Origin of the sequence: Bradyrhizobium sp. AZCC 1721 (assembly GCF_036924715.1) — a bacterium.
Classification (GTDB): Bacteria; Pseudomonadota; Alphaproteobacteria; order Rhizobiales; family Xanthobacteraceae; genus Bradyrhizobium.
Genome location: NZ_JAZHSB010000001.1, coordinates 4961127 through 4987334, shown reverse-complemented (window position 1 = coordinate 4987334; position 26208 = coordinate 4961127). Strand labels below are relative to the sequence as shown.

The 26208-nt window shown below is 62.7% G+C and carries 22 protein-coding genes and 2 pseudogenes; 16 read left to right on the top strand and 8 right to left on the bottom strand.

All coding sequences use genetic code 11. The features are described from left to right. Window positions 1-44 precede the first annotated feature (44 nt). Window positions 45-653, top strand: coding sequence for a YdcF family protein (locus V1273_RS24200; RefSeq protein WP_334411080.1), 609 nt, complete (start codon window positions 45-47; stop codon window positions 651-653). A gap of 2 nt (window positions 654-655) precedes the next feature. Here V1273_RS24200 and V1273_RS24195 read toward each other — a convergent pair whose 3' ends face one another. Next, on the bottom strand, window positions 656-1996 hold the full coding sequence (locus tag V1273_RS24195) for an aminotransferase-like domain-containing protein (RefSeq protein ID WP_334411079.1): 1341 nt from the start codon (window positions 1994-1996) through the stop codon (window positions 656-658). A 179-nt stretch (window positions 1997-2175) separates the two neighbouring features. On the opposite strand from V1273_RS24195, the gene V1273_RS24190 reads away from it, so the two are divergent. The 6 genes and pseudogenes from V1273_RS24190 to V1273_RS24165 all read left to right on the top strand — a co-directional run. Beyond that, complete coding sequence (locus V1273_RS24190) at window positions 2176-2412, top strand: DUF1127 domain-containing protein (RefSeq protein ID WP_334381521.1); 237 nt, start codon at window positions 2176-2178, stop codon at window positions 2410-2412. 257 nt (window positions 2413-2669) lie between these two features. Beyond that, window positions 2670-5747: an autotransporter outer membrane beta-barrel domain-containing protein gene (locus tag V1273_RS24185; protein WP_334411078.1), complete on the top strand. Its 3078-nt coding sequence runs from the start codon at window positions 2670-2672 to the stop codon at window positions 5745-5747. After that, complete coding sequence (locus V1273_RS24180) at window positions 5734-5928, top strand: DUF1127 domain-containing protein (protein ID WP_442894108.1); 195 nt, start codon at window positions 5734-5736, stop codon at window positions 5926-5928. The genes V1273_RS24185 and V1273_RS24180 overlap by 14 nt, the downstream gene beginning before the upstream one ends. Before the next feature lie 233 nt (window positions 5929-6161). After that, a complete protein-coding gene (locus V1273_RS24175) occupies window positions 6162-9251 on the top strand; it encodes an autotransporter outer membrane beta-barrel domain-containing protein (RefSeq protein ID WP_334411077.1) in 3090 nt (1029 codons plus the stop codon). Between the two features lie 210 nt (window positions 9252-9461). Continuing rightward, entirely contained in the window at window positions 9462-10628 is a 1167-nt protein-coding gene (locus V1273_RS24170) for a helix-turn-helix transcriptional regulator (RefSeq protein ID WP_334411076.1), read from the top strand. Between the two features lie 121 nt (window positions 10629-10749). Further along, window positions 10750-11919, top strand: a pseudogene (locus V1273_RS24165) (Bcr/CflA family efflux MFS transporter); the annotation flags it as partial. Window positions 11920-11986: 67 nt separating this feature from the next. Here the strand turns inward: V1273_RS24165 and V1273_RS24160 are convergent. After that, on the bottom strand, window positions 11987-12412 hold the full coding sequence (locus tag V1273_RS24160) for a universal stress protein (protein WP_334363751.1): 426 nt from the start codon (window positions 12410-12412) through the stop codon (window positions 11987-11989). A gap of 158 nt (window positions 12413-12570) precedes the next feature. Continuing rightward, window positions 12571-13125: a SixA phosphatase family protein gene (locus tag V1273_RS24155; protein WP_334363750.1), complete on the bottom strand. Its 555-nt coding sequence runs from the start codon at window positions 13123-13125 to the stop codon at window positions 12571-12573. 94 nt (window positions 13126-13219) lie between these two features. Here V1273_RS24155 and V1273_RS24150 point away from each other — a divergent pair, with 94 nt between their 5' ends. The 5 genes from V1273_RS24150 (at window position 13220) to V1273_RS24130 (ending at window position 21078) form a co-directional block, all read left to right on the top strand. Then, the gene (locus tag V1273_RS24150; RefSeq protein ID WP_334363749.1) at window positions 13220-14704 is read left to right on the top strand and encodes an NAD(P)/FAD-dependent oxidoreductase; all 1485 of its coding nucleotides are present in this window, start codon (window positions 13220-13222) and stop codon (window positions 14702-14704) included. A 63-nt stretch (window positions 14705-14767) separates the two neighbouring features. Further along, the gene (gene msrB / locus V1273_RS24145; protein WP_334363748.1) at window positions 14768-15268 is read left to right on the top strand and encodes a peptide-methionine (R)-S-oxide reductase MsrB; all 501 of its coding nucleotides are present in this window, start codon (window positions 14768-14770) and stop codon (window positions 15266-15268) included. Window positions 15269-15456: 188 nt separating this feature from the next. Beyond that, on the top strand, window positions 15457-17268 hold the full coding sequence (locus tag V1273_RS24140) for a flagellar hook-basal body complex protein (protein ID WP_334411075.1): 1812 nt from the start codon (window positions 15457-15459) through the stop codon (window positions 17266-17268). A gap of 44 nt (window positions 17269-17312) precedes the next feature. Continuing rightward, window positions 17313-19193 (top strand): flagellar hook-associated protein FlgK, encoded by a 1881-nt coding sequence (gene flgK, locus V1273_RS24135; protein ID WP_334411074.1) that lies wholly within the window; start codon window positions 17313-17315, stop codon window positions 19191-19193. Window positions 19194-19200: 7 nt separating this feature from the next. Beyond that, complete coding sequence (locus tag V1273_RS24130; protein ID WP_334411073.1) at window positions 19201-21078, top strand: flagellar protein; 1878 nt, start codon at window positions 19201-19203, stop codon at window positions 21076-21078. 72 nt (window positions 21079-21150) lie between these two features. On the opposite strand, the pseudogene flbT reads toward V1273_RS24130, so the two are convergent. Beyond that, window positions 21151-21580: pseudogene (gene flbT / locus V1273_RS24125) on the bottom strand (flagellar biosynthesis repressor FlbT). Between the two features lie 119 nt (window positions 21581-21699). On the opposite strand from flbT, the gene V1273_RS24120 reads away from it, so the two are divergent. The 3 genes from V1273_RS24120 to V1273_RS24110 all read left to right on the top strand — a co-directional run bounded on the left by V1273_RS24120 (window position 21700) and on the right by V1273_RS24110 (window position 22904). Beyond that, the gene (locus tag V1273_RS24120; RefSeq protein WP_334381530.1) at window positions 21700-22005 is read left to right on the top strand and encodes a hypothetical protein; all 306 of its coding nucleotides are present in this window, start codon (window positions 21700-21702) and stop codon (window positions 22003-22005) included. 150 nt (window positions 22006-22155) lie between these two features. Then, window positions 22156-22521: a flagellar biosynthesis regulator FlaF gene (flaF, locus tag V1273_RS24115; protein ID WP_057843972.1), complete on the top strand. Its 366-nt coding sequence runs from the start codon at window positions 22156-22158 to the stop codon at window positions 22519-22521. Between the two features lie 17 nt (window positions 22522-22538). Further along, window positions 22539-22904 (top strand): hypothetical protein, encoded by a 366-nt coding sequence (locus V1273_RS24110; protein ID WP_334363741.1) that lies wholly within the window; start codon window positions 22539-22541, stop codon window positions 22902-22904. A 10-nt stretch (window positions 22905-22914) separates the two neighbouring features. Here V1273_RS24110 and V1273_RS24105 read toward each other — a convergent pair whose 3' ends face one another. From V1273_RS24105 to V1273_RS24090, 4 genes are all read right to left on the bottom strand, one after another. Then, complete coding sequence (locus tag V1273_RS24105) at window positions 22915-23295, bottom strand: hypothetical protein (protein ID WP_334381531.1); 381 nt, start codon at window positions 23293-23295, stop codon at window positions 22915-22917. Window positions 23296-23453: 158 nt separating this feature from the next. Beyond that, window positions 23454-23951, bottom strand: a complete 498-nt coding sequence (locus V1273_RS24100; RefSeq protein ID WP_334363738.1) for a hypothetical protein — start codon at window positions 23949-23951, stop codon at window positions 23454-23456. A 19-nt stretch (window positions 23952-23970) separates the two neighbouring features. Beyond that, a complete protein-coding gene (gene flgJ, locus V1273_RS24095) occupies window positions 23971-24309 on the bottom strand; it encodes a flagellar assembly peptidoglycan hydrolase FlgJ (protein ID WP_334381533.1) in 339 nt (112 codons plus the stop codon). Beyond that, complete coding sequence (locus V1273_RS24090) at window positions 24309-25433, bottom strand: flagellar basal body P-ring protein FlgI (RefSeq protein WP_334374237.1); 1125 nt, start codon at window positions 25431-25433, stop codon at window positions 24309-24311. Before V1273_RS24090 ends, flgJ begins: the two co-directional genes overlap by 1 nt. A gap of 266 nt (window positions 25434-25699) precedes the next feature. On the opposite strand from V1273_RS24090, the gene V1273_RS24085 reads away from it, so the two are divergent. After that, entirely contained in the window at window positions 25700-26113 is a 414-nt protein-coding gene (locus tag V1273_RS24085; protein ID WP_028348621.1) for a flagellar assembly protein FliX, read from the top strand. The last annotated feature ends 95 nt before the right edge of the window (window positions 26114-26208 follow it).

The window sequence follows — 26208 nt, the reverse complement described above, 5'->3', positions numbered from 1 at the left end:
CGCGGCATCATGATCGGACCGTTTTCGCTATCAAACGAACTGCCGTGACGGATCGAAACAGGCGATCGCCAACCGAGGCTGAGATTGCCGCGATCAACACGCGGCATCTGATCGAGACGCCGTTACGGCCGGCCGATCTGCTGTTCGTATTCGGAACGCGCGAGGATGTCGAGGAGCGCGTCGATGAAGCCTGCAGGCTGTGGCGCGACGGATATTTTCGCTGGGCGATCGTGAGCGGCGGTGTGACGCCGGGATTGGATCTGTCGGAATGCGAGGTCATTGCGGATGCCATGATCGCGCGGGGCGTTCCGGCCGATATCATCCTGAGAGAGGACCGCGCGATGAACACCGGCGAAAACGTGATTCTTTCGCTGCCGATCATCGACGCTGCGCTCGGCCTTGCCAACATCCGAAGCGTGATCTGTCTCGGCAATACCTGGACCGCGCGCCGCTATCCGATGACGCTGCACCGACACTGGCCGGAAGTGGAAAAGATGCTGGTCATGGTCGACAGTTTCAAGACGCCGCGGGCGCTCTGGCACACCGACGCCGAATTCAGCCGCCGCATGCTCCACGAATGGGACAAGATCGAGCCGTACAAGGCGAGGGGCTTTATCGCCGAGTGGCCGGCAAGCCCGGCGGGCGACCGATAATTCTACTCGGTCGTATCGACGTCTTCCTTCGCCGTCAGCATTCCCGACAACGTTCGCAGCGCCAGTTCGAGCTGTTCGGTGCTGGGGGCGCCGAGCGCCAGGCGGACCGCGTTGGGGGCGTGTCCCGGACTTACCGCGAAGGTAGTCGAAGGGGTCAACGCGATGTCGCGCCGGGCCGCGGCCGCGACGAATGTCTGCGAGCGCCAGTGCTGGGGCAAGGTCAGCCAGAGATGGTAGGATTTGACGTTGGCCTGAACATCGAATCCGGCGAGGTATTTGGCCGCCATCTGCTGGCGCCGTGCCGCATCGATGCGTTTCAGGCGTGACAGCTCGGCAACAGTGCCATCCGCCATCAAGCGCTGTCCGGCGGCAAACGCAAATCCCGAAGCCGTCCATCCGCCCGATCGAACCGCGGACATGACGCGTTCGCGCAGCCGCGGCGGCGACACGATGAAGCCGAGGGCAAGGCCCGGCGCCACCTTCTTCGACAGGCTGTCGAGCGTGATGCAGTTATCCGGCGCGAGCGCGGCCATCGGGGTTTCTTCGTCAAGAAAGCCGTAGACCGTATCCTCAATGACGGTGAGGCCGAGCTTCTCGACCACGCGCAGCAAATGGGCGCGGCGCGCCGCTGGCATGGTCATGCCGAGCGGGTTTTGTATCGTCGGCTGAACGTACAGCGCCGACAAATGCGCTTCGCGGTGAGCCTTCTGCACGGCGTCCGGGCGAACGCCGTTCTCATCCATCGCAAGCGGCACCAGCGTCACGCCAAGCCTGACGGCGATGTCCTTGATGAACGGATAGGTCAGCGCCTCGACGCCGCAGCGGCCGCCGCTCGGCACCACCGCCGCAAGAGCGGCGGCGATGCATTGCCGCCCGTTCGCCGTGAAGACGAGTTGATCGGGGGCCGGCGACCAGTCCTCGCGGGAGAGAAACTCGGCGGAAATGGTCCGCGCGGCAAGAGTGCCTGCCGTGGTCGAGTGCCGCAACGCGAGATCGAGCACCTCGGGGCGTTCCAGCCCTGCAAGGCTTCTTGCGATCATCGCCGATTGCGTCGGCAGTATCGGGTAGTTCACTTCCAGATCGATACGCGCGCCGCGCGGCTCGGCCGGCATGGCGATGCCGCGGCGCGTCTCGCCAGACACGAACGTGCCGCGTCCGACTTCGCCGACCACCAGGCCACGGCGCAACAACTCGGTATAGACGCGGCTCGCGGTCGAGACCGCGATCTTGCGCTGATAGGCGAAGCTGCGCTGCGGCGGCAGGCGATCGCCGGGCTTGAGCGCGCCGTTGGCGATCTCGGCGGCGACGGTATCGGCAAGCTTTAAGTACTCGAACTTCGACATTATTGCACCGAGAGCAATGTTTTCCTTGCACCGAGAAATGTATCGGATCATTTTGGACCCATCAAGCCCATGATTGCACTGAGAGGGGTGCAAGCAATCAGAACTCAATAGGTGCAGGCGCTTAGACGGCGTTTGCGCCGGCGGCAGCGCTTTGCCGTTCGCAAGCAAGGAGAAGAACGATGACGACGATATCCCAGACGGCGGGTCAGCCTGCTTCCCGGAAGGGCCCGGTCGGATTTTTCGGCCTGCTCGGACGCTGGGTGAACGGCATCGTTACTCATTTTGCGCACCGCGAGGCCATCAAAACGTTGAGTGAGCTGGACGATCGCGCGCTTCGCGACATCGGTGTCGAGCGCAGCCAAATCGAATCGGCCGTGCGCGGCGTCATCGATCCGATGTACGGGCGAATGATGTGAGACGCGTTCGGCTTCATCGATCTGCAATGCCAACGGCCCGGTCAATCGATCGGGCCGACTTGCGTCGTGCGCCGCTCCGTTGAACCGAGCGAGCCTCCCGGGCGGCGTTCAATGGCGCATGCGTGGCTAAAATATCCCACTACCCAGAATAGAATGAAGACCCGTGGCCGTCTCCTAGGTTCGTAGGACGCCGACTTCGTGCGCGATCGGTACGTGAACGATCAACGCAACGGAACCGAGCGAATCTGGAGATGGAAATGACCTTGTTACGCGCAAGCCACCTTATGTTGCGGCACGCCATCGCGCTGGCGCCGCTGGTCGCGCCAATCGCGGCGTTCGATCGCGCTCAGGCGGCATGTGATCCGACGTCGCCGGTCAACAATTCCACCATCACCTGCGCGGGTACCACGACTAACGCCAACGGTACCGACGGTTATGGCACGGATACCGATACCGGCAACACCATCAACGTCGCTTCCGGCGCCTCGGTGACAGGAACGCGCCATGGCCTGACGTTTAGCCGCGGAACCGTCAACAATTCCGGATCCATTGCGGGAGGCTCCAGCGGAATTTTTTGGGCATTGTTAGGGGCTGTAAACAACTCTGGGATTATCTCCGGACTGCGAGTCGGCGTTGAACTGCAAAGCGGCGAGGTGACGAACGCGCAAAGCGGCACCATCACCGGTAGTGATGGTGTTCTGATTGTCGATCAAGCCAAGGTGTCTAATGCGGGCACTATCTCGGGCGGAGGTGCCGGTGTCAGTTTTCTTAGGGACGGCGGAATCGGCGAAATCTCCAACACCGGCACCATCAGGGGCGATATCGACGGTATATCAAGCCTCAAATCTCTTAACGTTGCCAATACAGGCGACATTGTTGGGCTTGCAGCGTTTGGCATTCGGTCTGATGCCGAGGTCAATGTGGCCAACGGGGTTAGCGGCAACATCTCTGGTTTTCACGCTGGCATCGAAGCCGCCACCGTCAGGATCGACAATGCGGGCCGCATTGCAGCGACCGATGCGGCCGGTATCGGCATCAATGCCATCACTAGTGCTACTATCAACAACTTCGCGACAGGCAGGATATTCGGAGGAACATCTGCGATTGCTGTTGTCGACGGCACTATCAATAACGACGGCCTGATCTCATCGTTTGGCCAGACCGTGCGATTTTCCGGTGGTGCCATCAACAACACAGGCACGATTACGGGCGTGGAGGCCATCGGCGGTAGCCCGGACAAGGTGATTAATTCGGGCAACCTCTTCGGTATCACACAAGCGATCAGCAGCGGGAGCGCGGTCGATGTAACCAATTCAAGCACCGGCCTGATCCGCGCGACGATTGCGGGCGGAATCGCGATTAGCGCCGCAGATGCCACGGTGAACAATTCTGGCATCATTTTAGGAAATGACGCCGGCGTCAGCGCCGGCGCCACTAGGGTAAATAATGCAGGCAACATATCGGGCGAGAATGTGAGCGGCAAAGGTATCCGCGCTCAAGCCACCGCGGATGTCATCAATTCCGGCTCCATCTCGGGAGGGAACGCCGGCATCACCGCCTTCACGCGCGCGACTGTGCGAAACGGCGGTATGATCTCCGGCGGTGTGTTCGGCATCGCGGCCGGAAACGGCGGTAATGGCACGATCGACCTCACCAATTCCGGCAGCGTCACCTCGCGCGACATCGCTCTCGCGTCCGGCACCATCAACGTCAACAATTCCGGCAATATCTCCGGCAGCAACAGAGCGATCAGCGCGAACAATATCGATCTCGTCAATTCGGGTGTCATGTCGGGCGGCGAATCCGCCATTCTGGGTGGTAACGTCAACGTCGTGAATTTGGGTAGGATCGCCGGAGGTAGATTCGGGATGGACGCGGGAGATTCGATTGTCGCCAACTCCGGCAGCATATCGGGAGCGGAGACCGGCATCTTTGCGGCTAGTGCTGCCATTACCAATTCCGGTACCATCTCGGGCGATATCGGCGTCCGGACAACCTTCACCAAAGGAAGCACCATCGACAATTCCGGTAGCATCGTCGGCACTGGCGGTACCGCAATCAAGCTGACCTCCGCCGCCGACACGCTGACATTGCGGACCGGTTCGCGCATCGTCGGCGTGGTCGACATGGGTTTTGGCGACGACATCGTTAACGTTGCGATCAGCGCGCCCAAAACCCGGGTGTCGTCACTGACGTCAGTGGCGCTTCCAACTTTCATAAATTTCACCGGTGTCCTCAACACCAGCTTCTCCACCGGCAACAACAATCCGGCGGTCTCGGCCGGGACGACGCTCGCAACCCTCGATCCGACCGCGCTGGCGCTGGCCGATCGCGCGGTGATGGATTTCACCGGCGGCGTGTCGTCGCTGGTGCAGGGCCGGCTGAACGGTGCGCCGCCGTCGGCGAACGGATCGATGATGGCGATGGCATACGCGCCGGAGAGCACCGATGCCGGGCGCTTCGTCAAGGCTCCCAGCGCTGCCGGCTGGAGCAACGCTGCGCCGATCACGGTATGGGCCAATAGTTTCGGCGGTCAGCGCACCCAGGACGAGACCAGCGCCACCTTGCGCGCCACCAACACCGCCTGGAGCAGCGCCTTGGGCATCGACCGCAGGGTGCGGCCGGACTGGCTGGTCGGCGCCTTCATCGGCGGCGGCTCGGGACGGCTCGCAGTCGATCTCGGCTCGCAGCGTGTCGACACCGACTACCTGTTCGGCGGCGCCTACAGCCGCTTCGAATGGGCGTCGCAGTTCTTCGATTTCACCGTGCAGGGCGGCAGCTCGACCAACAAGTCGGATCGGCTGGTGTTGAACAACGGTGCTGCGGAGACGGCGAAGGCGCGATACGACGGCTGGTTCATCAGTCCGGAACTGGCCTACGGCATGCGCTACCAGATCGGCAACGGCTATGTGCTGACGCCGACGGCGCGCGTGCGCTACGTCGCCGGCTTCTTCGATGGCTACTCCGAGACGGGTTCGGCCCAGGGGCTGACGGTGGGCAGCCGCACCCTGCAGAATTTCGAGGAGCGCGGCCAGCTCGAAGTGTCGAAGACGACGAGCTTCTTCGGCGGCGATCACATGCTGAAAACCAGCGTCCATGGCGGCGTGATTGCGCAGCAACGCGTCGGCGACACCACCGTCAACACGGTGCTGATCGGGCAGGGGCTTTCGTTCGCGACACCGGGCAAGGGCAGTACGATGGGCGCGGTGTTCGGCGCCGGCTTCGACTACCACACCGCCAAGAACGTCGCTCTGTTCGGCGCCGTGGAAGGCGTTGCGATGTCCGACCAGAGCCGCATCGGGACTGCCAGGGGAGGAATTCGTGTGGCCTTCTGACGGGGGGCAGGCCATCCCGCGCCGGCCATGTGTGATCATTATTAATTTCCCGCGCCGCTACGCCATCCAAACCCTGAGCGAACTGGACGACCGTGCGCTCCGCGACATCGGGATCGAACACAGCCGGATTGAATCGGCCGTGCGCGGCAGCGTCGATCCGGATTTCGGGCGCATCACGTGAAGTGCCCGGATTAATCGCTCTACACATCAAACGGCCCGGTCGATCGACCGGGCCGAAATTGTTTGTCGGATCGCGTACCGCGCAACGCGCGATCACGCAGCGTGGCTAAAATAGCTCATTACCCCGAATAGAAAGGAAGCGGGTCGTCATCTCCCAGGTTCGTAGGACGCGGACTTCGTGCGCGATCGGTACCCCAACGATCAGCGCGAAATCGAACGAATCTGGAGATGGAAATGAAATTGTTGGCTCAACCCCATTCTATGCTGCGACACGCAATCGGGCTGGCGCCGTTGATTGCCCTGGCCGCACCGGTGGACCGCGCCGAGGCCGCGTGCGATCCGGCATCGCCGGCCAGCAATGTCACCGTCACCTGTACCGGGACGACGACCAATGCAAATGGCTTTGACGGTTACGGCAGCTTTACCGATAGCGGCAACACCATCAACGTCCTGTCTGGTGGCCTGGTGGCCGGAACCGACATTGGCTTGGTATTTAACGACGGCACGGTTAATAATTTCGGCACTATTGCCGCTACAGCCGGTATCATTGCCGTGGGCCCCGCCACCGTGACGAACTCCGGTACCATATTGGCCGAGGAAGCGGGCATCGCCGCCGGTACTGCCAAAGTAGATAATGCCGGCTCGATATTGGCGACGCGCACAGACGGCGCCGGCATCCTTGCGAATACCTTCGGCGACGTGATCAACAGGTCGACCGGCACCATCTCGGGTGAGGTGCAGGGCATCCGCGCTGTCACCGCCAAGGTGGACAATGCTGGCGCGATAACGGCGACCGGCGTCAGCGGTATCGGCATTAGCGCCACCTTCGCCGATACCATTAATAGGGTTACCGGCACGATTTCGGGTGGGGCGATTGGGATCAATGCCGAAACCGCCCGGGTGAACAATGCCGGCAGTATCTTGGCGCCGGGCACAAACGGTGTCGGCATCGGGATCGGTGCTGCCAATGCCGAGGTAGTCAATACGGGCACAATCTCGGCCAACGCGGACGGTATCGCGGCTGCCACCGCCGTTGTGAACAACTCGGGCGCCATTTCGGGTGGGCTGGCGGGCATCAGAACTTTCACCTTCGCGGATGTGGCTAACGCCGGCACCATTTCGGGCGGATTCGCTGGCATCGACGTCACGACGCTCGCGAACGTAGCGAATGCCGGCACCATCTCAGGCAACAATTTTGGCATTGTCAGTGTCAGTCGCGATGGCGGCAACATCAACGTGACGCGCAACACCGGCATCATTGCGGGTGCTCGTGGAGGCGTTGTCTCCCTCGGTTCCCTGAACGTGAACAACTCCGGCACGATCGCGGGAGCAAGCAGCGCCGCCATCGAGGGTGATACCGCTAGCGTGAACAATGCCGGCCGCGGCACCATCTCGGGTGGGCAGTTCGGCATTTCCGCCCGTGTCGCCAGTGTAGAGAACGCGGGCACCATCGAGGCCACGGCTGTAGACGGCACCGGCATTCGGGGAGGCGACGTCGCCAACGTGGTGAATTCCGGCACCATCTCGGGCGGGAACAGCGGCATCACTGCCTTCACGCGCACGACCGTGAACAACGGCGGCATCATCTCCGGTGGCGTATTCGGCATCGCCGCCGGAAACGGCGGTAATGGCAGGATCGACGTCACCAATTCCGGTAGCATCATCTCGCGCGACATCGCGCTCTCGGCCGGCGTCGTCAACCTCACTAATTCCGGCAATATCTCCGGCAGCAATAGAGCGATCAGCGCGAACAATATCGATCTCGTCAACTCGGGCGCCATGTCTGGCGGCGAATCGGCTGTTTTCGGTGACAACGTCAAGGGCATCAATTCCGGCTCGATTGCGGGAGGCAGGTTCGGTGTGGCGGCACACGCTGCGACCATCACCAATTCCGGCAGCATTTCGGGAGCGCTTAGCGGCATCCTTGTTGACCGGGGCACGATAGCCAATTCCGGCACGGTGTCGGGCGACGTTGGCATCCTTTCCTTTGGTAACGGCAGCACCATCGACAATTCCGGTAGCATCGTCGGCACTGGCGGTACCGCAATCAAGCTGACCTCCGCCGCCGACACGCTGACATTGCGGACCGGTTCGCGCATCGTCGGCGTGGTCGACATGGGTTTTGGCGACGACATCGTTAACGTTGCGATCAGCGCGCCCAAAACCCGGGTGTCGTCACTGACGTCAGTGGCGCTTCCAACTTTCATAAATTTCACCGGTGTCCTCAACACCAGCTTCTCCACCGGCAACAACAATCCGGCGGTCTCGGCCGGGACGACGCTCGCAACCCTCGATCCGACCGCGCTGGCGCTGGCCGATCGCGCGCTGATGGATTTCACCGGCGGCGTGTCGTCGCTGGTGCAGGGCCGGCTGAACGGTGCGCCGCCGTCGGCGAACGGATCGATGATGGCGATGGCATACGCGCCGGAGAGCACCGATGCCGGGCGCTTCGTCAAGGCTCCCAGCGCTGCCGGCTGGAGCAACGCTGCGCCGATCACGGTATGGGCCAATAGTTTCGGCGGTCAGCGCACCCAGGACGAGACGGCCGCCACCTTGCGCGCCACCAACACCGCCTGGAGCAGCGCGATCGGCATCGACCGCAGGGTGCGGCCGGATTGGCTGGTCGGCGCCTTCATCGGCGGCGGCTCGGGACGGCTGTCGGTCGATCTCGGCTCGCAGCATGTCGATACCGATTATTTGTTCGCCGGCGCCTACAGCCGCTTCGAATGGGCCGCTCAGTTCTTCGATTTCACGGTGCAGGGCGGCAGCTCCTCCAACAAGTCGGACCGGCTGGTGTTGAACAACGGTGCTGCGGAGACGGCGAAGGCGCGATACGACGGCTGGTTCATCAGTCCGGAACTGGCCTATGGCATGCGCTACCAGATCGGCAACGGCTATGTGCTGACGCCGACGGCGCGCGTGCGCTACGTCGCCGGCTTCTTCGATGGCTACTCCGAGACGGGTTCGGCGCAGGGGCTGACGGTGGGCAGCCGCACCCTGCAGAATTTCGAGGAGCGCGGCCAACTCGAAGTGTCGAAGACGACGAGCTTCTTCGGCGGCGATCACAGCCTGAAGACCAGTGTCCATGGCGGCGTGATCGCGCAGCAACGCGTCGGCGACACTACCGTCAACACGGTGCTGATCGGCCAAAACCTTTCGTTCGCGACACCGGGCAAGGGCAGTACGATGGGCGCGGTGTTCGGCGCCGGCTTCGACTACCACACCGCCAAGAACGTCGCTCTGTTCGGCGCCGTGGAAGGCGTTGCGATGTCCGACCAGAGCCGCATCGGGACTGCCAGGGGTGGCATACGCGTCGCCTTCTGACGGGGGCAGGCCATCCCGCGCCGGTAAGGCGCGATCGTAATGATGCGCCGCGGCACCGCGATTGGCCTGAGCCCCAACAGCCATCCTCCATTCGGAGGATGGCTGTTATTCCCGGCGACCGGATCAATATAATTTGAGGCGACGATGAGCCCGGATCATCGCAAGTACGCAAGCGCGCATCATGACGCCTGCACCGGGAAGCGTTTCGGAATGAACACAGTGTCACATCTGCGGTCGGTCTCCGAAGGCGCTTTCCATAATCAGCAACAGCTCAGTGACCTGATTGGCATCGTTTATGATGCCGCCATTGATCCATCGCTTTGGCAGCGCACCCTCGAAAGGGTCGCCCTTTTTGTCGGCGGCTCCGGCGCCGGACTTTTCTGCAAGGACGTCGGAGTGCCGCACGCCGCGATACCGCACAGCGTTGGCTTTGAGCGGCCGTTGCCCGTTGCCCTCTTTCGACAGATCTATTCGGCTGCGGAGGGGCACTTTCTCGGCGATCTCGAAGTGCCGATTGCCACCACCGATCTGATGCCTTTCGCAGACTATGCTCAGACCGACTTTTATCGACAATGGGCCGAGCCTCAGGGCCTGGTTGATTTCCTGAGCGCGGTCCTCGACAGGACGGTGATCAGCTCAGCCATCTTCGGAGTGTTCCGCCACAAGCGAAACGGCATGGTCGACGACTACGCGCGCCGACAGATGAGGCTGATCGCCCCGCATATCAGGCGCGCCGTGTTGATCGGGCGGCTGTTCGAGTTCAAGGCGGCGGAGGTGGCGACATTCGTCGATGCGCTCGACGGGCTTGGTGCGGGCATGTATCTCGTCGATGCGGCAGGACGCCTCATTCACGCCAATGCCGCCGGCAACGCCATTCTCGGCACCAGCGACATTCTGAGCTCGGTGGGCGGGCGGCTGGCAGCCAATGATGCGCAGGTCGACCGCGCCTTGCGAGACGTCTTTGCGGCTGCAGGGCAGGGCGATGCGGCGCTCGGCAACAAGGGGATCGCCGTTCCTCTGATCGGAAGCGATGGCGAGCGCTATGTCGCCCATGCCCTGCCGCTGACCTCGGGCGCACGCCGCCGCGCCGGTGTTGTCTATACCGCTGCCGCGGCTTTGTTCGTTCGCAAGGCGGCCTTGGCGGTCTCGTCCGCGCCTCAAGCCATCGGCAGCGCGTTCAAGCTGACGCCGACCGAACTTCGCGTGTTGCTGGCGATCGTCGAAGTCGGCGGTATCCCGGAAGTCGCGATCGCATTTGGCGTTGCCGACACGACGATCAGGACGCATGTCAGCCGCCTGTTCGAAAAGACGGGCACCGCGCGGCAGGCAGATCTCGTCAAGCTCGTCGCCGGCTATGCGACGCCGCTGACCGACTGAGCGCGACGTTCGGTCGGGCCCGGATGTTGATTTGCGAGTTTCTCCGGCATTCGTAGGACGACACCCAACAATCAATTGTTCAAGGTGGCCAGCGTCCCGATCGGCGGAAGGCACGCAAGCCATGAGCATCGAAGTCGTTCTGAGCAAATTGCCTGCGACCGCGCCCAGGCAGCGACCAGCAATAGCGTCCAGGGCAGTGATTTGTGCATTTGCAGCTACGGGAATTCTTTCGACGAATATCTTTCTGCCCTCGCTGTCGGTGATAGCGGCCGATCTGCGCGTTTCCAGCGCGGCCGTCACTTCGACCATTACGGTTTTTCTGGCGATTTTTGCCGTCGGACAGTTGATTGTGGGCCCGTTGTCGGACCGACTTGGACGGCAAATGCCTATCCTGATCGGGCTCTGCATTTTCGTGCTCGGAACGATCTGGTGCGCGTTTGCGGGCGATCTGTTGGGCCTCCTGGTTGGCCGATCGCTGCAAGCTTGCGGCGCATGTACGGCTGCCGTGCTCTCGCGCGCCATCGCCCGGGATCTGTTTGATGGCCAGGCGCTGGCAAAGGTGATGGCATCGATCACGATCGCGACGGCCGCTGCCCCGGGGTTCTCACCGCTCGTGGGCAGTGCGCTTGATCATCTTCTCGGCTGGCGCTCGGAGTTTGCTTTTGTCGCGATCTTCACGATCTGCGCCGGGGCGGCGTATACGATATTCGTCGGCGAAACCAAGATGGCCTCCGACAGTTCCCTGCATCCGCTCGACATTGCCGGTTCCTATCTCGGCCTGCTTCGAGACGCCCGGTTCGTTGCGCCTGCCAGGACTGCAGGTCTCTTGATGGCCGGCCTGTACGCCGTTGTCTCAGGCGCGCCACGCATATTTCTCGAAGGCTTCGGCTTGTCCCCGGTTATGCTGGGTCTGCTGTATGCAGCCGTTGTTTTCCTGGTGTTTGGAGCAGGTATGCTGGCGCCGAGACTTTCGGCACGGTTCGGTTCCTATCATGCGACGCTGGTCGGCCTGGTATCGGTCGTTATAGGAGGTGTCGCGCTGCTTCTCGCGGCTATGGTCGTGAGGAACTCGCTGCTGCTGTTTCTCGTCGCCGCTTCCATCTTTCTGTTCGGGGTGGGGATCGCGAGCCCGCTGTCGAGTGCGGCCGCGCTGTCGCCATTCGGTAGTAAGGCCGGCCTGGCGGCAGCCTTGTTCGGCTTCTCCCAAATGGCTGGGGCGGCATGTGGCGCCTCGCTCGCGGCGATCCTCTCCAGCGACCCGGCCATCGGGCTTGGAACCGTGCTGGCGCTGACGTCCCTTCTCGCGCTGGTCCTGCACGGGTGGAAGGGTCACCAGAATCGCGCGGTACTCAGGTGGCCTAATGGCGGACCACCAGCACCGAGCACTTGGCATAGCGCACCACATGGCCGGCGTTGGAGCCGAGAAAATAGGTCCGCATCGCCGGCCGGTGCGAGGTCATCACGATCAGGTCGGCCTTGACCGCCGCCGCTTCTTCAAGGATCTCGTGATAGATGCCGCCTTTCCGCACTGCGGTGGAAATGCGCGGCGCCTCGATGCCGGATTCCTGCGCCACGATCGCGAGCGCTTCCTCCGAGGTCGCGCGCTGCTGGACGTCAAAATCGGCCGGCACGTATTCCGCCAGCATCACTGGCGTCATCGGCAACACATTGAGCAATCGTACCGAGCCGCTCCAGGTTTGCGACAGCGTTGCGGCGGTCGCGATCGCGGGCTTGGCCAGATCGGTATCAGCCAGATCGATCGGCACGAGAATCGACTTGAACATCTGAGCCTCCCGCTGCAACCCGTCCGGTTCTGATTTGTCAGAACCCGACTCCAGCCCTTTGTTTTGACGCGCTTTCTTTTACGCGAACTTGTTCTTAACTCGCTCGAAAACTGCATCGTGGCGAGTTTAGCACGGGAGAGCCTGGATGTCCGCGCACCTCAATCGTCCAGCGCCTGCTTCAGCAATTTCGGGCTGGTGAAGCGCACGAGCTTGCCGCGGCGGAACGCCACCTCGCTCCAGTCCTCGGTGGCAAAGTCGAGGATCGCCAGTCCCGCGGTCGGCAGATTGTCCTCAAGCGCCTTCTTCGCCGCCGCGTCGCCGCTGCCGGCGAGCATCAGCGCCAGCTCATGCATGCCGGGATTGTGGCCGACCAGCATCAGGCGCGCGGGGTCGGTGACCTCGGCCATGCGGATGATCCGCAGGAGCCGCGTCGGCTCAGCGCCGTAGAGTTCATCGAGCAGTTCGACCTGCGGCTTCGGCGGCCGTTCCCGCACTGCATCCTTAATCGCGTCGCGTGCGATTTCCCAGGTCTGCCGCGCCCGCACCGCGGTCGAAACCAGAACTGCGTCGGGAAAAGGCGGATGCCGGCCGATCCAGGTTCCGATAGCGACGGCATCCCGCCGTCCGCGCTCGTCGAGTCGGCGGTCGTGGTCATGGCCCGAAGGCGCATCGTGTTCGGTCTTGGCGTGACGCAGCAGTATCAAACGGCGCATTGGCGCGATCTCGATTCGGTCTTAGTCTGGACTAATCTACAAGCTCATGTCTGGGACGAGGTGACAAGCGCTGCAGCCGGCCGTAAGAAACGCCATGCCCGAGACTTTCTCAAGTGCGACCAACGGCCCCGACGACGGCCCTTTTCGCTCGCGTCTTTCGTTCGACCTGGATGTCGACATTTGCGTGGTGGGAGCCGGACTTGCCGGTCTTACGGTAGCGCTGGAGGCCGCGCGACGCGGCGCCAGCGTGGCCGTACTCGAAGGCCGGCATGTCGGCTGGAACGCGTCCGGCCATCAACTCGGTACGGTCATGCCGGGCTACAGTCTTCCGATCGGCGACCTGATCGAGCGCGTGGGCATCGAAGACGCGCGCGAATTGTGGGCGCTGTCGAAGGAGGGCGCCGATTACGTTCGCGCCGCCGCAACCGAAGAGGCGATGCCGGGAATTGCGCTCACTGAAGGCGCGCTGGAGGTTTCCAACGTCGATGCCGGCGAGACGCTGATCAGCCGGCTGCAGACGCTGAGCGAGGATTTCGAGACTGAAGTCGAGGGATGGCAGGTCGATCGCGTTCGCGATCAGCTCGGGACGGCACGCTATTTCCACGGCATCTATTATCCGCGCGCGTTCCAGATCGACGGCCGCAAATACATCGATGGCCTTGCCGCGCAGGCAAGGCGGGCAGGCGCGCGCATTTTCGAAGATACCCCGGTCGTCAGCATCGATCCGTCGGGCATTCGCAAGCGCATCGTGACGCCGTCGGCGCGGCTGCGCGCCTCTCATATCGTGCTGGCCGGCAACGTTCATCTCGGCGCCCCGTTACGACGCCTGTCTGAGACGCTGCTGCCGGTCTGGCGCTATGCCGCCGTGACAGAGCCGCTCGGCGAACGGCTCGGCGAGGTGATCGCCTTCAGGGGCTCGGTGGCCGACAGCGACGGCATCGATCATTTCCGAATCATCGACGGCGACCGGCTGATGTGGGCGAGTCCGGAAACCACCTGGGAGGCGCGGCCGCGCCGCTTTGCCCCCCTCATTCAGCGCCGCATTGCCACCATCTTCCCTGCGCTCGGCAAAGTCCCGATATCAGACGTGTTCGGCGGCGCGGTCGGGGTGACCGTGCACGGCATGCCGCAGATCGGCCAGTTGCGCAAAGGGCTGTGGGTTGCCAGCGGCTTCGGACGCCACGGGCTGAACACTTCGGCGATGGCCGGCCAGGTCATCGCGCGCAGCATCCTGTGGGGTGAGGACCGCTGGAAACTGTTCTCGCCATTCGAACTGGTCTGGGCGGGCGGCGCCACCGGCCGCGTAGCCGGCCATTTGATCGGCCTGTGGGGGCGGGGCCATTCCGCGGCGGCGGGCGCGCTGGCCCGTTACCGCGAAGGCGCCCGCGCCCGGGAACGGGTGCGCGAGGCGCGGTTGGCGGAGGCCAACCGGCAGGCCGGAACCAGGCCGCCGCGCCGTCCGCCGGTCGCGCCGCGCTCCGTGCGTCCACAGCCGCCACGGCCGGCAGAGGCCCGGGACGGCGGGATGTCGGTCGTTCCCTCGCAGGAAAGTGAGAAGATCCGGGACGGATCGGTGTAACTTCGGCGCTTCCGGGCCGTACTTGATGGCGAACCGTTAGGCCCGCCTCGCACGGAGAATTCCATGTTCGACCGCCGTTTCCTGCTCGCATCCGTAGCCGGCCTGTTTGGCCTGGCCGCTTTCCGCTGGCTGCGCACCACGCCAGCGCAGGCCGCCGGGAAATTCGAGGTGGAAAAGACCGACGCCGAATGGCGTGCCCAGCTCACGCCACAGCAGTATGAAATCCTGCGCAAGCACGGCACCGAGCGGCCGGGCTCGAGCCCGCTTCTGAAGGAAAAGCGCAAGGGCATCTTCGCCTGCGCCGGTTGCGATCTGCCGCTGTTCTCCTCGGAAACCAAATACGACAGCGGCACCGGCTGGCCGAGCTTCTGGCAGCCGCTCGACAATGCCCTGGGCAAGACCGAGGACCGCACCTACGGCATTCTGCGCACCGAGGTGCATTGCCGCCGCTGCGGCGGCCACCTCGGACACGTCTTCGATGACGGGCCAAAACCGACCGGCTTGCGCTATTGCATCGACGGGTTTGCTCTGGTGTTCCACCCGGCGGGGCCGTCGGCTTCGTAACGGCCACCACTCGGCAATTGTTGCCCGCCCGGCAAATGTGCCCCGGTCTTTGGACCGGGGCTTTTTTCTTAAAGCGTTGATTTATATTGGTTTTGTTGTTTGGCACGACGCTTGCGACATCTTCTCCCGACGCGGCCTGGGTTTACGTGGACCGGCGAGCCGCCCGGATCGAATTTGGAGAAAATGTCATGGGTATCTTCGGCGCTCTCACCACCGCGGTCGGCGGCCTCCGCGCCAACTCCTACGCATTGGAAAACGTCTCGGGCAACATCGCCAACTCGCAGACCACGGCGTTCAAACGCGTCGACACCTCCTTCCTCGATCTGATTCCACAGACCTCAGCGACCGCGCAACTCGCGGGCGGCGTGACCACGCAATCCCGCTCCACCAACTCGGTGCAGGGCGACGTGCAGACGGCCTCTGTGGCGACCTTCATGGCGATCAACGGCAACGGCTTTTTTGCGGTGCAAAAGCCTGGCAACTTCACCGACGGCACGCCGGTGTTCGACGGCGTCGACCGCTATACCCGCCGCGGCGACTTCCAGCTCGACAAAAGCGGCTATCTCGTCAACGGCGCCGGCTATTACCTGCAGGGTGTGCCAATCGACCCGACCACCGGCAACCCGTCCGGCAGTTCGCCGCAGGTTCTCCGATTCCAGAACGACTTCTTGCCGGCGCAGCAAACCACCAGGATCGACTATCGCGCCAACCTCGCCAGCTATCCGCTGACGACCAAGCATGACGTCTCCGTTCCCGGATCGGAATTGATCGTGCCCGGATCATACAGTTCCGGACATAATCCGCTGGCGCTCGGCACGCCTATGGCGCCCTATACCGACGCCTCCAGGAGTGGCACCACCCAGAACAACAAAGCGACGCCGTCGGTTGCGAACACGGCCGCGACCCTGCTCAGCGGCGCGGCCGGCACCAACTCGATCTCCACCAACTTCGTCGCGGGCGACACCATCACGGTCAACGGCCAAACCCTCACCTTCATGGCGTCGGGCACCGCCGCCGGCCCCAACCAGATCAACGTCGACGACAGCATCGGCACCTTGCTGGGCAAGATCGACGTGCTCCAGGGAACGTCAGTCGCATCCACAATCAGCGGCGGCTCGATCACGCTGCATTCCGGCACCTCCTTCAATCTCTCGGTCTCAAGTTCAAACAGCACGGCTTGGGCCGCGCTCGGCTTTACCGGCACCGTGACGGCGACGCGCGGCGGCGGCGGCGGCGTCGGCACCGGTCAGGTCGTCGGCAACGACAATTCGACGTTCCTCGCCGAGTCGATCGCGGGTGGTGCGGTTACGACCTACGACGTCTCGGGCGCTCCGGTGAACCTGCAGTTCCGTTGGGCCAAGGTCGACAGCGCCTCGCTCGGTGCGGGCCATACCGACACCTGGAACCTGTTCTACCAGGTCAATCCCAACGCAACCGGCACTCAGGTCGCGTGGCAAAACGTCAACACCAATTTCACCTTCTCTGCCTCAGGCCAGATGACGCCGGCGATCCCTTCGATCGAGCTCACCAATGCCGTCGTCAACGGCGTCGCGCTGGGCAGTCCCGTCATCAACTTCGGCACCGGCGGTGTCACCCAGTTCGCGGACGCCAACGGCAACGTGCAGGTCAACCAGATCCAGCAGGACGGCTTCCCGGCCGGCCAGTTGCAATCCGTCGGCGTCGGCACCAACGGCCGCATCGTCGGCAACTATTCCAACGGCCGCAACCTCGACCTTGCCGAAATCTCGGTCGCGACGTTCAACGGCACCAATTTCCTCAAGCGCGTTAACGGCGGCGCATTCGAAGTCACCGACGCATCCGGACAGGCGCTGTTCGGCAAGGCCGGAACCATCGTCGGCTCGTCGCTGGAAGGATCCAACACCGACATCGCCGACGAGTTTACCAAGCTGATCGTCACTCAGCAGGCGTACTCGGCCAACACCAAGGTCATCACGACTTCCAACACGATGGTGCAGGATCTCCTGAACGTGCTGCGATAGTTCGACGCGCCATTCGCGACGCGATTTGAGATGGGCAATTAGTCATGGGTTTGAGTCAAGCTCTCTCCACCGCAATGTCCGGCCTGCGCGCGACGCAAGCTGCGATCTCGCTGGTCGGATCGAACGTCGCCAACGCGGAAACGCCCGGTTACGTCAGGAAATCGATCATCCAGTCCGCCGGCGTGACCGGCGATTACGGCTCGAGCGTTCTGCTCCACGGCGTCGACCGGCAGCTCGATCAGTACTTGCAGACGCAACTGCGCACGGAAACCTCCGGTGCAGCCTACGCCGATATCCGCTCGACCTACCTCCAAAATTTGCAGAACGTCTACGGAAATCCGGCTGAAACCGGCACCATCGAGGACGCGTTCAACAAGCTGTTGACCGCATTTCAGGGCCTGTCCACCAGCCCGGACTCGCAGTCGGCGCGGATCGGCGCCGTCAGCGCCGCGCAGACGATGGCGCAAACGCTCAATGCGGCGACGCAGGGGATCCAGGCTCTGCGCGCCAACGCCGAGATGGGCATCAACGATTCCATCATTACGGCGAACAACGCGATGGCCCAGATCGCGTTCATCAACAATCAGCTCCAGAACAACGGCAAGACGGACGCTGCGACGGCATCGCTGCTGGATCAGCGCGATCAATACATCACCCAGTTGTCGAGCCTGATGGACATCAGAACGGTCGTCAACGACCTCAACCAGGTGACGGTGTTCACGAATTCCGGCGTGCAACTGGTCGGCACCGAGGCGGCGCAGCTTTCGTTCAATCCCCAGGGCACGGTGACGCCCAACACGCTGTACAATCCCGACCCGACCAAGAACAACGTCGGCACCATCACCATCAACTTCCCGCACGGCGGCAGCTACGATCTGGTGTCGACCAACTCGATTCGTTCGGGCAAGATCGCTGCCTATCTCGAGCTGCGCGACAACACGCTGGTGAAGGCGCAGGCGCAGATCGACCAGTTCGCGGCGGCGATGTCGAGCGCGCTGTCGGACAAGACGACCGCAGGCACTGCCGCTCCCGCGTCCGTCCTGCCGCAGGCCGGCTATGATCTCGATCTCACGGGATTGCAGTCAGGCAACGTCGTTCACGTCACCTACAAGGACAACACCACCGGCATCACGCATAATCTCTCGATCGTGCGTGTCGACGATCCGAGCGTGCTGCCGCTGAGCAATACCACAACGCTCGATCCGAACGACGAGGTGCTTGGCATCGATTTTTCCGGCGGTATGGCGTCGGTCGTCTCCCAGCTCAACGCAGCGCTAGGGGCGAGCGATCTGCAGTTCTCAAACCCGTCGGGCTCGACCCTGCGCGTGCTGGACGACGGCGCGCCAAACCGTTCGGACGTGCTGGCGGCATCGGTCACCACGACAATGTCGTCGCTCACCAGCGGCAACCCACAGCTTCCGCTGTTCACGGATAATGGCGGCCTCTTCTCCGGGGCGATCACCGCCAACGGGTCGCAGCAGACGGGTCTCGCCGGCCGCATCAGCGTCAATCTCGGGCTGCTCGGCGATCCCTCGCGTACCATTGTGTTTTCCACGAGCCCGCTGACGCCTTCGGGCGACACCACGCGATCCGACTTCATTCTCACGCAACTGCAGTCGGGGAATTATCGCTATTCCCCGCAGACCGGTATCGGAACTACCGGCGCTCCGTTCACCGGCACGCTGACAAATTTCGCCAAGCAGTTCATCAGCCAGCAGGGCGAAGCCGCGACCGCGGCCAAGCAACTCGCCGACGGTCAGTCTGTGGTGCTGAACACCCTGCAGAAGAAGGTGACGGATGCCTCCGGCGTCAATATCGACGACGAGATGGCGCATCTGCTTGCGCTGCAGAATGCCTATTCCGCCAACGCGCGCGTGATGTCGTCCATCAAGCAGATGTACGACACGCTGATCCAGGCCATGTGAGGGTATCATGTCGATCGATGGCGTTAACGGCAGGACATCCTACATCGGGACCTCGATCCTCAACATCCGCAAGCAGCTCGATGATCTTACGCAGCAGCTCGCCAGCGGCCGGGTCTCGACGACCTACGCCGGGCAGGGGGCCAATCGAGGCTTCGCGCTCAGCCTGCGCGCGCAGGTCAGCAGCATCGACGCGTTCAAGGACACCGCAACCAACGTCAATACAAGGCTCAACGTCGTTAACCTGGCGCTGCAGGGCCTGGTCGACATCGGCACTTCGGTGAAGAGCGCTGCCAGCACATCGACCATCGTGCTCAACGACAACGGTCAGACTTCCGGCCAGATCACGGCGCAGGCCGCGTTCTCGAATGCGGTGTCGCTGCTCAACAGCCAGTCGGGCGACCGCTATCTGTTTTCCGGCCGCACCACCGACACATCAGCGACGGTGCCGGCCGACGTCATGCTCGACGGCGTGGGTACGCAGGCCGGTCTGAAGCAACTGATCAACGAGCGCCGTCAGGCCGATCAGGGCGTCGGCAACATGGCGCATCTGACGGTCGCGTCGCCGCCATTGACGACCACCGTGACCAGCCTCGCCGAGGACGGTTCATCGTTCGGGTTGAAGCTCGGTGCGATCAGCTCATCACTGACCGGGGCGACCGTGACCCAGCCGACCGGCGCGCCGCCGGCCGCCACCGTCGATCTCGGCGCCGTCAATCCGAACAATGGCGACAAGATCACGTTCAACTTCAACCTGCCCGACGGCACCACGGAGTCGATCGCGCTGACCGCGACGACCACCAATCCGCCGCCTGCCGGCTCGTTTCTGATTGGCGTCGATACGGTTGCAACCACCGCGAACATGCAGGCGGCGCTGACTTCTTCGATCCAGACACTGGGCGACACGGCGTTGGTTGCCGCGTCCGCCATCGCGGCGTCGGACAATTTCTTCAATCCGTCCGCAACCGTCACCGGGAGTGCGGTCAACAACCAGGCCGCGGTGCCGGCGCCGATCACCGGTGCCACGCTGCTGTCCGGCCTGGCGGGGACGGACTCGCTGGCTGCGAGCTTTGCGGCCGGCGACACCATCACGGTCAACGGCACGCCGATCACCTTCGTCGCATCGGGAGCGACCGGCAACCAGCTCAACATCACCGACAGCGTTCAGGCCTTGCTGGCCAAGATCGATTCGATCACCGGCACCGGTACCCCGTCGACCGTCACTGGTGGCGTGATTGCGCTGCATGGTGGTGACGGCGCGAGCCTGACGATTTCCAGTTCGAACGCGGCCGCCTTCGCGGCGCTGGGCTTCAGCGCCACGGCGAGCGCAAATCCGGCGCCGCTGCGTGTGAACGGTCCGCCGTTTGCCACCGCCACCAATCTGATCGGCGGCACAACCGCCAACACGGTCTCGTGGTACACCGGCGAAGTCGGCACCGATCCGCCGCGCGGCACGGCGATCGCGCGCATCGACCAGTCCTTCACGGTGCAATACGGCGCGCGCGCCAACGAGCAGGCGCTGCGCTACGAGTTGCAGAACATCGCGGTGTATGCAGCGGTCACGACCAATGCCGCCAACCCAAATTCGAAGGCGCAGGTGAACGCGCTGCAACAGCGGATTTCGGCAAACCTGGCGCCGCAGACCGGCCAACAGTCGATTCAGGATATGCAGGCGGAGTTCGCCGGCGCGCAGAACGCCATCAAGGCTTCGACCGACCGCCAGACCCAGCTCAAGGGGATGGCGCAGACCATGCTCGACCAGATCGAGGGCATCAACCAGGACGAAGTGGCGACCAAGATCCTGGCGCTGCAGACTAGTCTGCAGGCCTCGTATCAAACGACATCGATGCTGTACCAGACCACGCTGACCAAGTTCCTGCCGATCTGAAGAAAACTTGTTCGCTTCAAAAGCAAAAGGCCTCCTTCGCGGAGGCCTTTGTACTTTTGAGCGATGCGATGGCTACGCGGATTTGCGATCCGGCTCATTGAGCGATTGCATTTTCCGGGCACTTTCCAGTATCTGCTCTTCATGGCCGATCAATTTCTTCGCTTCCTTCAGCGCGTGGTAAAGATCGCCGTTCAGAGTGCAGTTGTTGATACCCTCGATGAAGGGCCATGCGCTCGGCATTGTCGTGAGGATGTCGCGTACCAGGCTGAAATAGGTTGGATGGTGCGCCATCGGATCCGGTGACAGGTACATGAGCTGTACCGCGAGATAGACCAGCTTGGCCGGCGTGTCGGCGGTCTCTGGTGTGAGGATGTCTTTCTTCGCGCAGGATCGGAATCCTGTCGCCGTCGATCAACAGCCTGGCGCGCTGATCGGTATTGGTGATCACGCATGCGCCGATGATGATTCGCTCGTGCGGTTTGAGCTCGACTTTCAAGGCCATGCCTGTTCTCCGTTGACGCTTTCGCGCGTTGTCGATTGCCCGCCGGCAGATTCGCATCCTTCCCGATGATGGTTAACCAATGGTGAACATGCAAATAGTGCCCATTTGGCGGGGCTTTCTTGCCTCTGACCAGTAGGAATACGGAGCAGATTCCAACCCGGCGAATTGATTTCACCGGCGTCAGCTTCAACGCGGCCGGTGTCGGTCTCGCCAACTTCATCGACAACACGGCGACTAACAATGCCGTTGCCAACCCGGCCGGCGCTTCGACGCTGCTTCGCACGCAGGCGTCAGTCTTGGATGCGATCCTGTCGATCGTGCAGATCCGTCACGAAACTTTTCCGCTCGAGAAGAAAAATCCCGGCATGAAGAAAAGCACCGAAGGTGAGAATTTGGGCTCCGATGTTAATTCCATCAGAACCTGACGGCCGGCATGCTGACGAAAATGTGGATTTCTGCCGGGCTACCGACACAATCGGTAACACTTGCTAACCATATTTAAAGGCGCAACCTGTATGAAAGTTGGGCAGTTTTTCTGCAGTCCCGCTGTCAACCGCTCCCATCGAGGTTCGTGAATGTCTAATGCAGCCCAAGCCTACGCGCGTACATCGCAAACGACGACGTCCCCCCGTGAAATTGAAGCGCAGGCACTGCTGAAGGCCGCACGACAACTCCAGGAAGTCCAGTCCAACTGGAATGGCCCTGATAAGGCCATGCACAACGCGTTGCTGTTCAACCGCCGGCTCTGGTCGATCTTCATGAGCGCCGTGGAAGCGAACGAGAACCCTCAACCGATCGAAGTGCGGCAGAACATCGCGAACATCGGCGTCTTCGTGATGAAGCAGACTGTCGACATGCAAATGAACCCGGATCCGGCCAAGTTGAAGTCGCTGATCGACATCAATTGCAATCTCGCCGCCGGCCTCTCCGGCCGCAGCTAACGGCCGAGTATGCCAAGATGGCTGACCTCTGGAGCATCATATCGGCCAACTACAAGACGGTGGGACTGACCGTTCCGTCCAAGACTCCGTACGTGGCGGTCGATCCCAAGCTCTATGAAGGCACCTGGACCGGGAAGTATCCTGACAACAAGACGTTCAAGTTCACGATCTCGAACGTCACCGGCTTTCGCGCCAAGGTGCAGTACCAGAGCGGCGGCACCAATAAATTCCAGGAAGTTCTGATCAAGGACCTTTCGTTCCGGATCGGTGACACCAAGTTTACGCTGACCGCGCTTGGCAAGGCGGAGATCAAGAACGTCGTCACCGATGCGGCGAGCGGCCAGACCTATCTCGACCAGGCCTACGCCGCACGCTCCAGCTGAAGAAGTCGGCTCACGCCTTGCGGTCGGTTGCGAGAAGCCGCGTCGGGGCGTCCTTGGTCAGGTCGAGCGTGTGGAAATAGGCCCGCCGGCGCAGCACGGCTTCCTCGGGAAACTGCTTCACGACCTGGCTCGTCTTGACGTCGACTACCTGATAGACCACGGCGCGCGCATCGCGGTCGATCACGACCTGGTTCGATACCGCTGGATTTGAAATAGAGACGCGGACCGCGGCGGAATCGATGCTGGCGCGCGCGCTTGAGTCGACTGCCGAGACGCTCTGGCTCGCCGGCAGTTCGGTTGCGACCGCATGTTGTGCCGCCTCGCTCACGTGCTGAACGATCGGCGCGGCAACCGGTGCCCCCACCGGTTTGATGTTGAAATCTGTACTCATGGCAGCCTCCAGGCTTGCTGCGAGTCAAATCCAACCCCTCATCGATCGCAATATAGCCGGGCACCTCTCAACACGGTGTTAGGGAATACGCTGAATCCCGCTTTGATGTGGGCGCGCAAATCTAGTGAAAATTGTAGCAGACCGAAGATCGCGATCGCTTACAGCGAACGGCTGACCGAGAGCGGGGTGATGTTGCGCGGTCCCGGCGCGGCCCGTTGTCCCGAAGCCGTATAGGTATTCGGAATGTTCTTGCGCTGGATCTCGGCGTTGACGCCACGCACGATGCCCTCCGACACCGCGTGCGCGGTCGCAAGCACGGTGAGATTGATCTGCAGCATCGCGCGGAAGGTGTCGTGATGGCGGCGCAACGTCGTCAGCAATTCCGGCGATACCTGCGCCAGATATTTTTGCGCGTTCTTCAGATTCTCGACCGCGACCATGTAGCGGCGTGACAGTTCGCCCTTTTGCTCTTCCAGCCGTATCGCCTCGCGCACGTTGCCGGCGCGAACCAGTTCGGTTTCGCGCTCGATGATGCCGAGCAGCCCACTCATCACGTCCATCAGTTCTTCCGCGAGCTTGCGCGCCTCGGTTGGTGTGGAGATCGCTCTTGCTGGCGCGGGGGCCGGTGCGGGCCTGGCCTGAGGATGCTGATTCATGTCGGGGGGTTCCTTTGGATCAGCCGACGCGGTTGGCTTGCTGGAGGATCAAGGTGCGGAAGACATCGTTGGAGATGCCGATGCCGCCGGACTTGGCGAAGGATTTCGAATACTGGTCCGTCAGCATCGAGCGCCAGACGCCGGTGCCGGTCGTGTCACCGTACGGTCCTTCGCCTTTGACGCCGGTGGTCATCTGCGAAAACATCGAGTTGAGGAACATCGCCTCGAAATCCTCGGCCTTGGCGCGCGTCTTTTTCTGCGCTTCCGGCGAAATCTTGGTCAGGGCGTCGGCAAGCAGCGGGTCCTTGCGGCCGTTGATCAGCGAGGTCTTGTCGTAGGAATTGGCGATGCCGTTCATCACATCACCTCGATGTCGGCCTGGATCGCGCCGGCGGCCTTGATCGCCTGCAGGATGCCGATCAGGTCGCGTGGGCCGATGCCGAGACCATTTAGGCCGTCGACGAGTTGCTGCAGCGAGACGCCGTCCTTCACGACCGCGAATTTCTTGCCGTCCTCGGAGACGCTGACGCCGGTGCGCGGCGTGACGACAGTTCGGCCGCGCGACAGCGGATTGGGCTGGCTGACCTGCGGGCTTTCGGAAATTGTTACGGTAAGATTGCCTTGCGCCACCGCCACGGTGGCGACGCGAACGTCCCGCCCCATCACGATGATGCCGGAACGTTCGTCGATGACGATCTTGGCGGCGAGATCGGGATCGACCTGCAATTGCTCGATCTCGGTAAGAAAGGCGACGACGTTACCCTTGAATTCGGCGGGGATCGCCAACTGCACCGTGGAGGGGTCGATCGGCTCGGCGGTCTTGACGCCGAGGAAGTCGTTGACAGCCGCCGCGATGCGCTTGGCGGTGGTGAAGTCGGCGTTACGCAGCGCGAGCCGCACATTCGGCAGGCGATTGAGCGCGAATTCGATCTCGCGCTCGATGATGGCGCCGTTGGCGATGCGGCCGACGGTGGGCACGCCGCGCACGATCTTGGCGGCTTCGCCTTCGGCCTGGAAACCGGAGATCGCCAGCGAGCCCTGGGCTACCGCATAGACGTTGCCGTCGGCGCCGAGCAGGGGGGTGACGAGCAGGGTGCCGCCCTGCAGATTCTTGGCGTCGCCGAGCGCGGAGACCGTGACGTCCATCCGCGTGCCCTGGGTGCCGAAGGCCGGCAGATTGCCGGTGACCATGACGGCGGCGACGTTGCCGGTGCGGATGGTGGCGCCGCGGATGTTGACGCCCATGCGCTCCAGCATCGCCTGCAGCGACTGCTTGGTGAAGGGAATGTTGTTCAGCGTGTCGCCGGTGCCGTTGAGGCCGACGACGAGGCCGTAGCCGATTAACTGGTTCTGTCGCACGCCTTCGATATTGGCGAGATCCTTGATCCGCGACGTCGCGCCCGCGGACGAGGGCGATAGCGCCAGCGCCAACAGCGCGGCGCAGGCCACCCAAATCACTCTTGCCGAACGGATGCCGGGCATCCTTTGCTCCCCTCGAGGTCTTCCACCGGACCGCAGGCGCCACTCCCATGACGACGGTCCGGCATTAACTATGCGAGCGCTGTGCCACACTGCGTTTCCGATGCAATGCCTTGATATTGCTGGGTCTTCGTTGAAGGCGCGAGGTCGCGGTGGCTTCACCACAATGGGCGAAACTGCCGCATGTCGGCAGATTTTGCCGGGCCGTTTACGCCTCATTAACCATAAGAAGGCGAAGGTCGCCCCATTCTCAGGGCGAGATCACCACGATGCGCATCTACGGACCGAACGGCACCACGCTTGGATCGCCCGCAAGTCATACGCGGCGAACCAGTTCGACCGGCTTCTCGTTGCCGGAGACGCCGACCACGCCCGAGGAGCCGCGCGCGGCTGTAGCGCCCAAAGCCGCCGGCAACATCGACGCGCTGCTCGCCCTGCAGGGCGTCGAGGATCCGACGGAGCGCCGCAAGCGTTCGGTGGCACGGGGCAGGGGCGCGCTCGACGTGCTCGACGAACTCAAGATCGGCCTGCTCTCCGGCAATCTCGATGCTTCCACGGTGAACCGGCTGCGCGATGCCGCTGCCAATCTGAAGTCGTCCTCCGGCGATCCCGGCCTCGATGCGGTGCTGGCCGAGATCGAGCTGCGCGTCGAAGTCGAACTGGCAAAGGCCGGGCGGTTCTAGCTCCTGATGTCATTGCCCGGCTTGCCGCCTCCGCTAAAGCTTCGGCGCGCCAACACATGAAAGCCTCGGCGAAGCCTTGGCGTAGCCGGGACCGG

What these genes read in the sequence shown, in the direction of transcription:
- V1273_RS24090 (WP_334374237.1), bottom strand. Translation starts at nt 25,433, where the DNA reads ATGCCCGGCATCCGTTCGGCAAGAGTGATTTGGGTGGCCTGCGCCGCG.
- msrB (WP_334363748.1), top strand. Translation starts at nt 14,768, where the DNA reads ATGTTCGACCGCCGTTTCCTGCTCGCATCCGTAGCCGGCCTGTTTGGC.
- flaF (WP_057843972.1), top strand. Translation starts at nt 22,156, where the DNA reads ATGTCTAATGCAGCCCAAGCCTACGCGCGTACATCGCAAACGACGACG.
- V1273_RS24155 (WP_334363750.1), bottom strand. Translation starts at nt 13,125, where the DNA reads ATGCGCCGTTTGATACTGCTGCGTCACGCCAAGACCGAACACGATGCG.
- V1273_RS24085 (WP_028348621.1), top strand. Translation starts at nt 25,700, where the DNA reads ATGCGCATCTACGGACCGAACGGCACCACGCTTGGATCGCCCGCAAGT.
- V1273_RS24140 (WP_334411075.1), top strand. Translation starts at nt 15,457, where the DNA reads ATGGGTATCTTCGGCGCTCTCACCACCGCGGTCGGCGGCCTCCGCGCC.
- V1273_RS24195 (WP_334411079.1), bottom strand. Translation starts at nt 1,996, where the DNA reads ATGTCGAAGTTCGAGTACTTAAAGCTTGCCGATACCGTCGCCGCCGAG.
- flgJ (WP_334381533.1), bottom strand. Translation starts at nt 24,309, where the DNA reads ATGAACGGCATCGCCAATTCCTACGACAAGACCTCGCTGATCAACGGC.
- V1273_RS24175 (WP_334411077.1), top strand. Translation starts at nt 6,162, where the DNA reads ATGAAATTGTTGGCTCAACCCCATTCTATGCTGCGACACGCAATCGGG.
- V1273_RS24185 (WP_334411078.1), top strand. Translation starts at nt 2,670, where the DNA reads ATGACCTTGTTACGCGCAAGCCACCTTATGTTGCGGCACGCCATCGCG.
- V1273_RS24100 (WP_334363738.1), bottom strand. Translation starts at nt 23,951, where the DNA reads ATGAATCAGCATCCTCAGGCCAGGCCCGCACCGGCCCCCGCGCCAGCA.
- V1273_RS24110 (WP_334363741.1), top strand. Translation starts at nt 22,539, where the DNA reads ATGGCTGACCTCTGGAGCATCATATCGGCCAACTACAAGACGGTGGGA.
- V1273_RS24160 (WP_334363751.1), bottom strand. Translation starts at nt 12,412, where the DNA reads ATGTTCAAGTCGATTCTCGTGCCGATCGATCTGGCTGATACCGATCTG.
- V1273_RS24190 (WP_334381521.1), top strand. Translation starts at nt 2,176, where the DNA reads ATGACGACGATATCCCAGACGGCGGGTCAGCCTGCTTCCCGGAAGGGC.
- V1273_RS24150 (WP_334363749.1), top strand. Translation starts at nt 13,220, where the DNA reads ATGCCCGAGACTTTCTCAAGTGCGACCAACGGCCCCGACGACGGCCCT.
- V1273_RS24105 (WP_334381531.1), bottom strand. Translation starts at nt 23,295, where the DNA reads ATGAGTACAGATTTCAACATCAAACCGGTGGGGGCACCGGTTGCCGCG.
- V1273_RS24130 (WP_334411073.1), top strand. Translation starts at nt 19,201, where the DNA reads ATGTCGATCGATGGCGTTAACGGCAGGACATCCTACATCGGGACCTCG.
- flgK (WP_334411074.1), top strand. Translation starts at nt 17,313, where the DNA reads ATGGGTTTGAGTCAAGCTCTCTCCACCGCAATGTCCGGCCTGCGCGCG.
- V1273_RS24170 (WP_334411076.1), top strand. Translation starts at nt 9,462, where the DNA reads ATGAACACAGTGTCACATCTGCGGTCGGTCTCCGAAGGCGCTTTCCAT.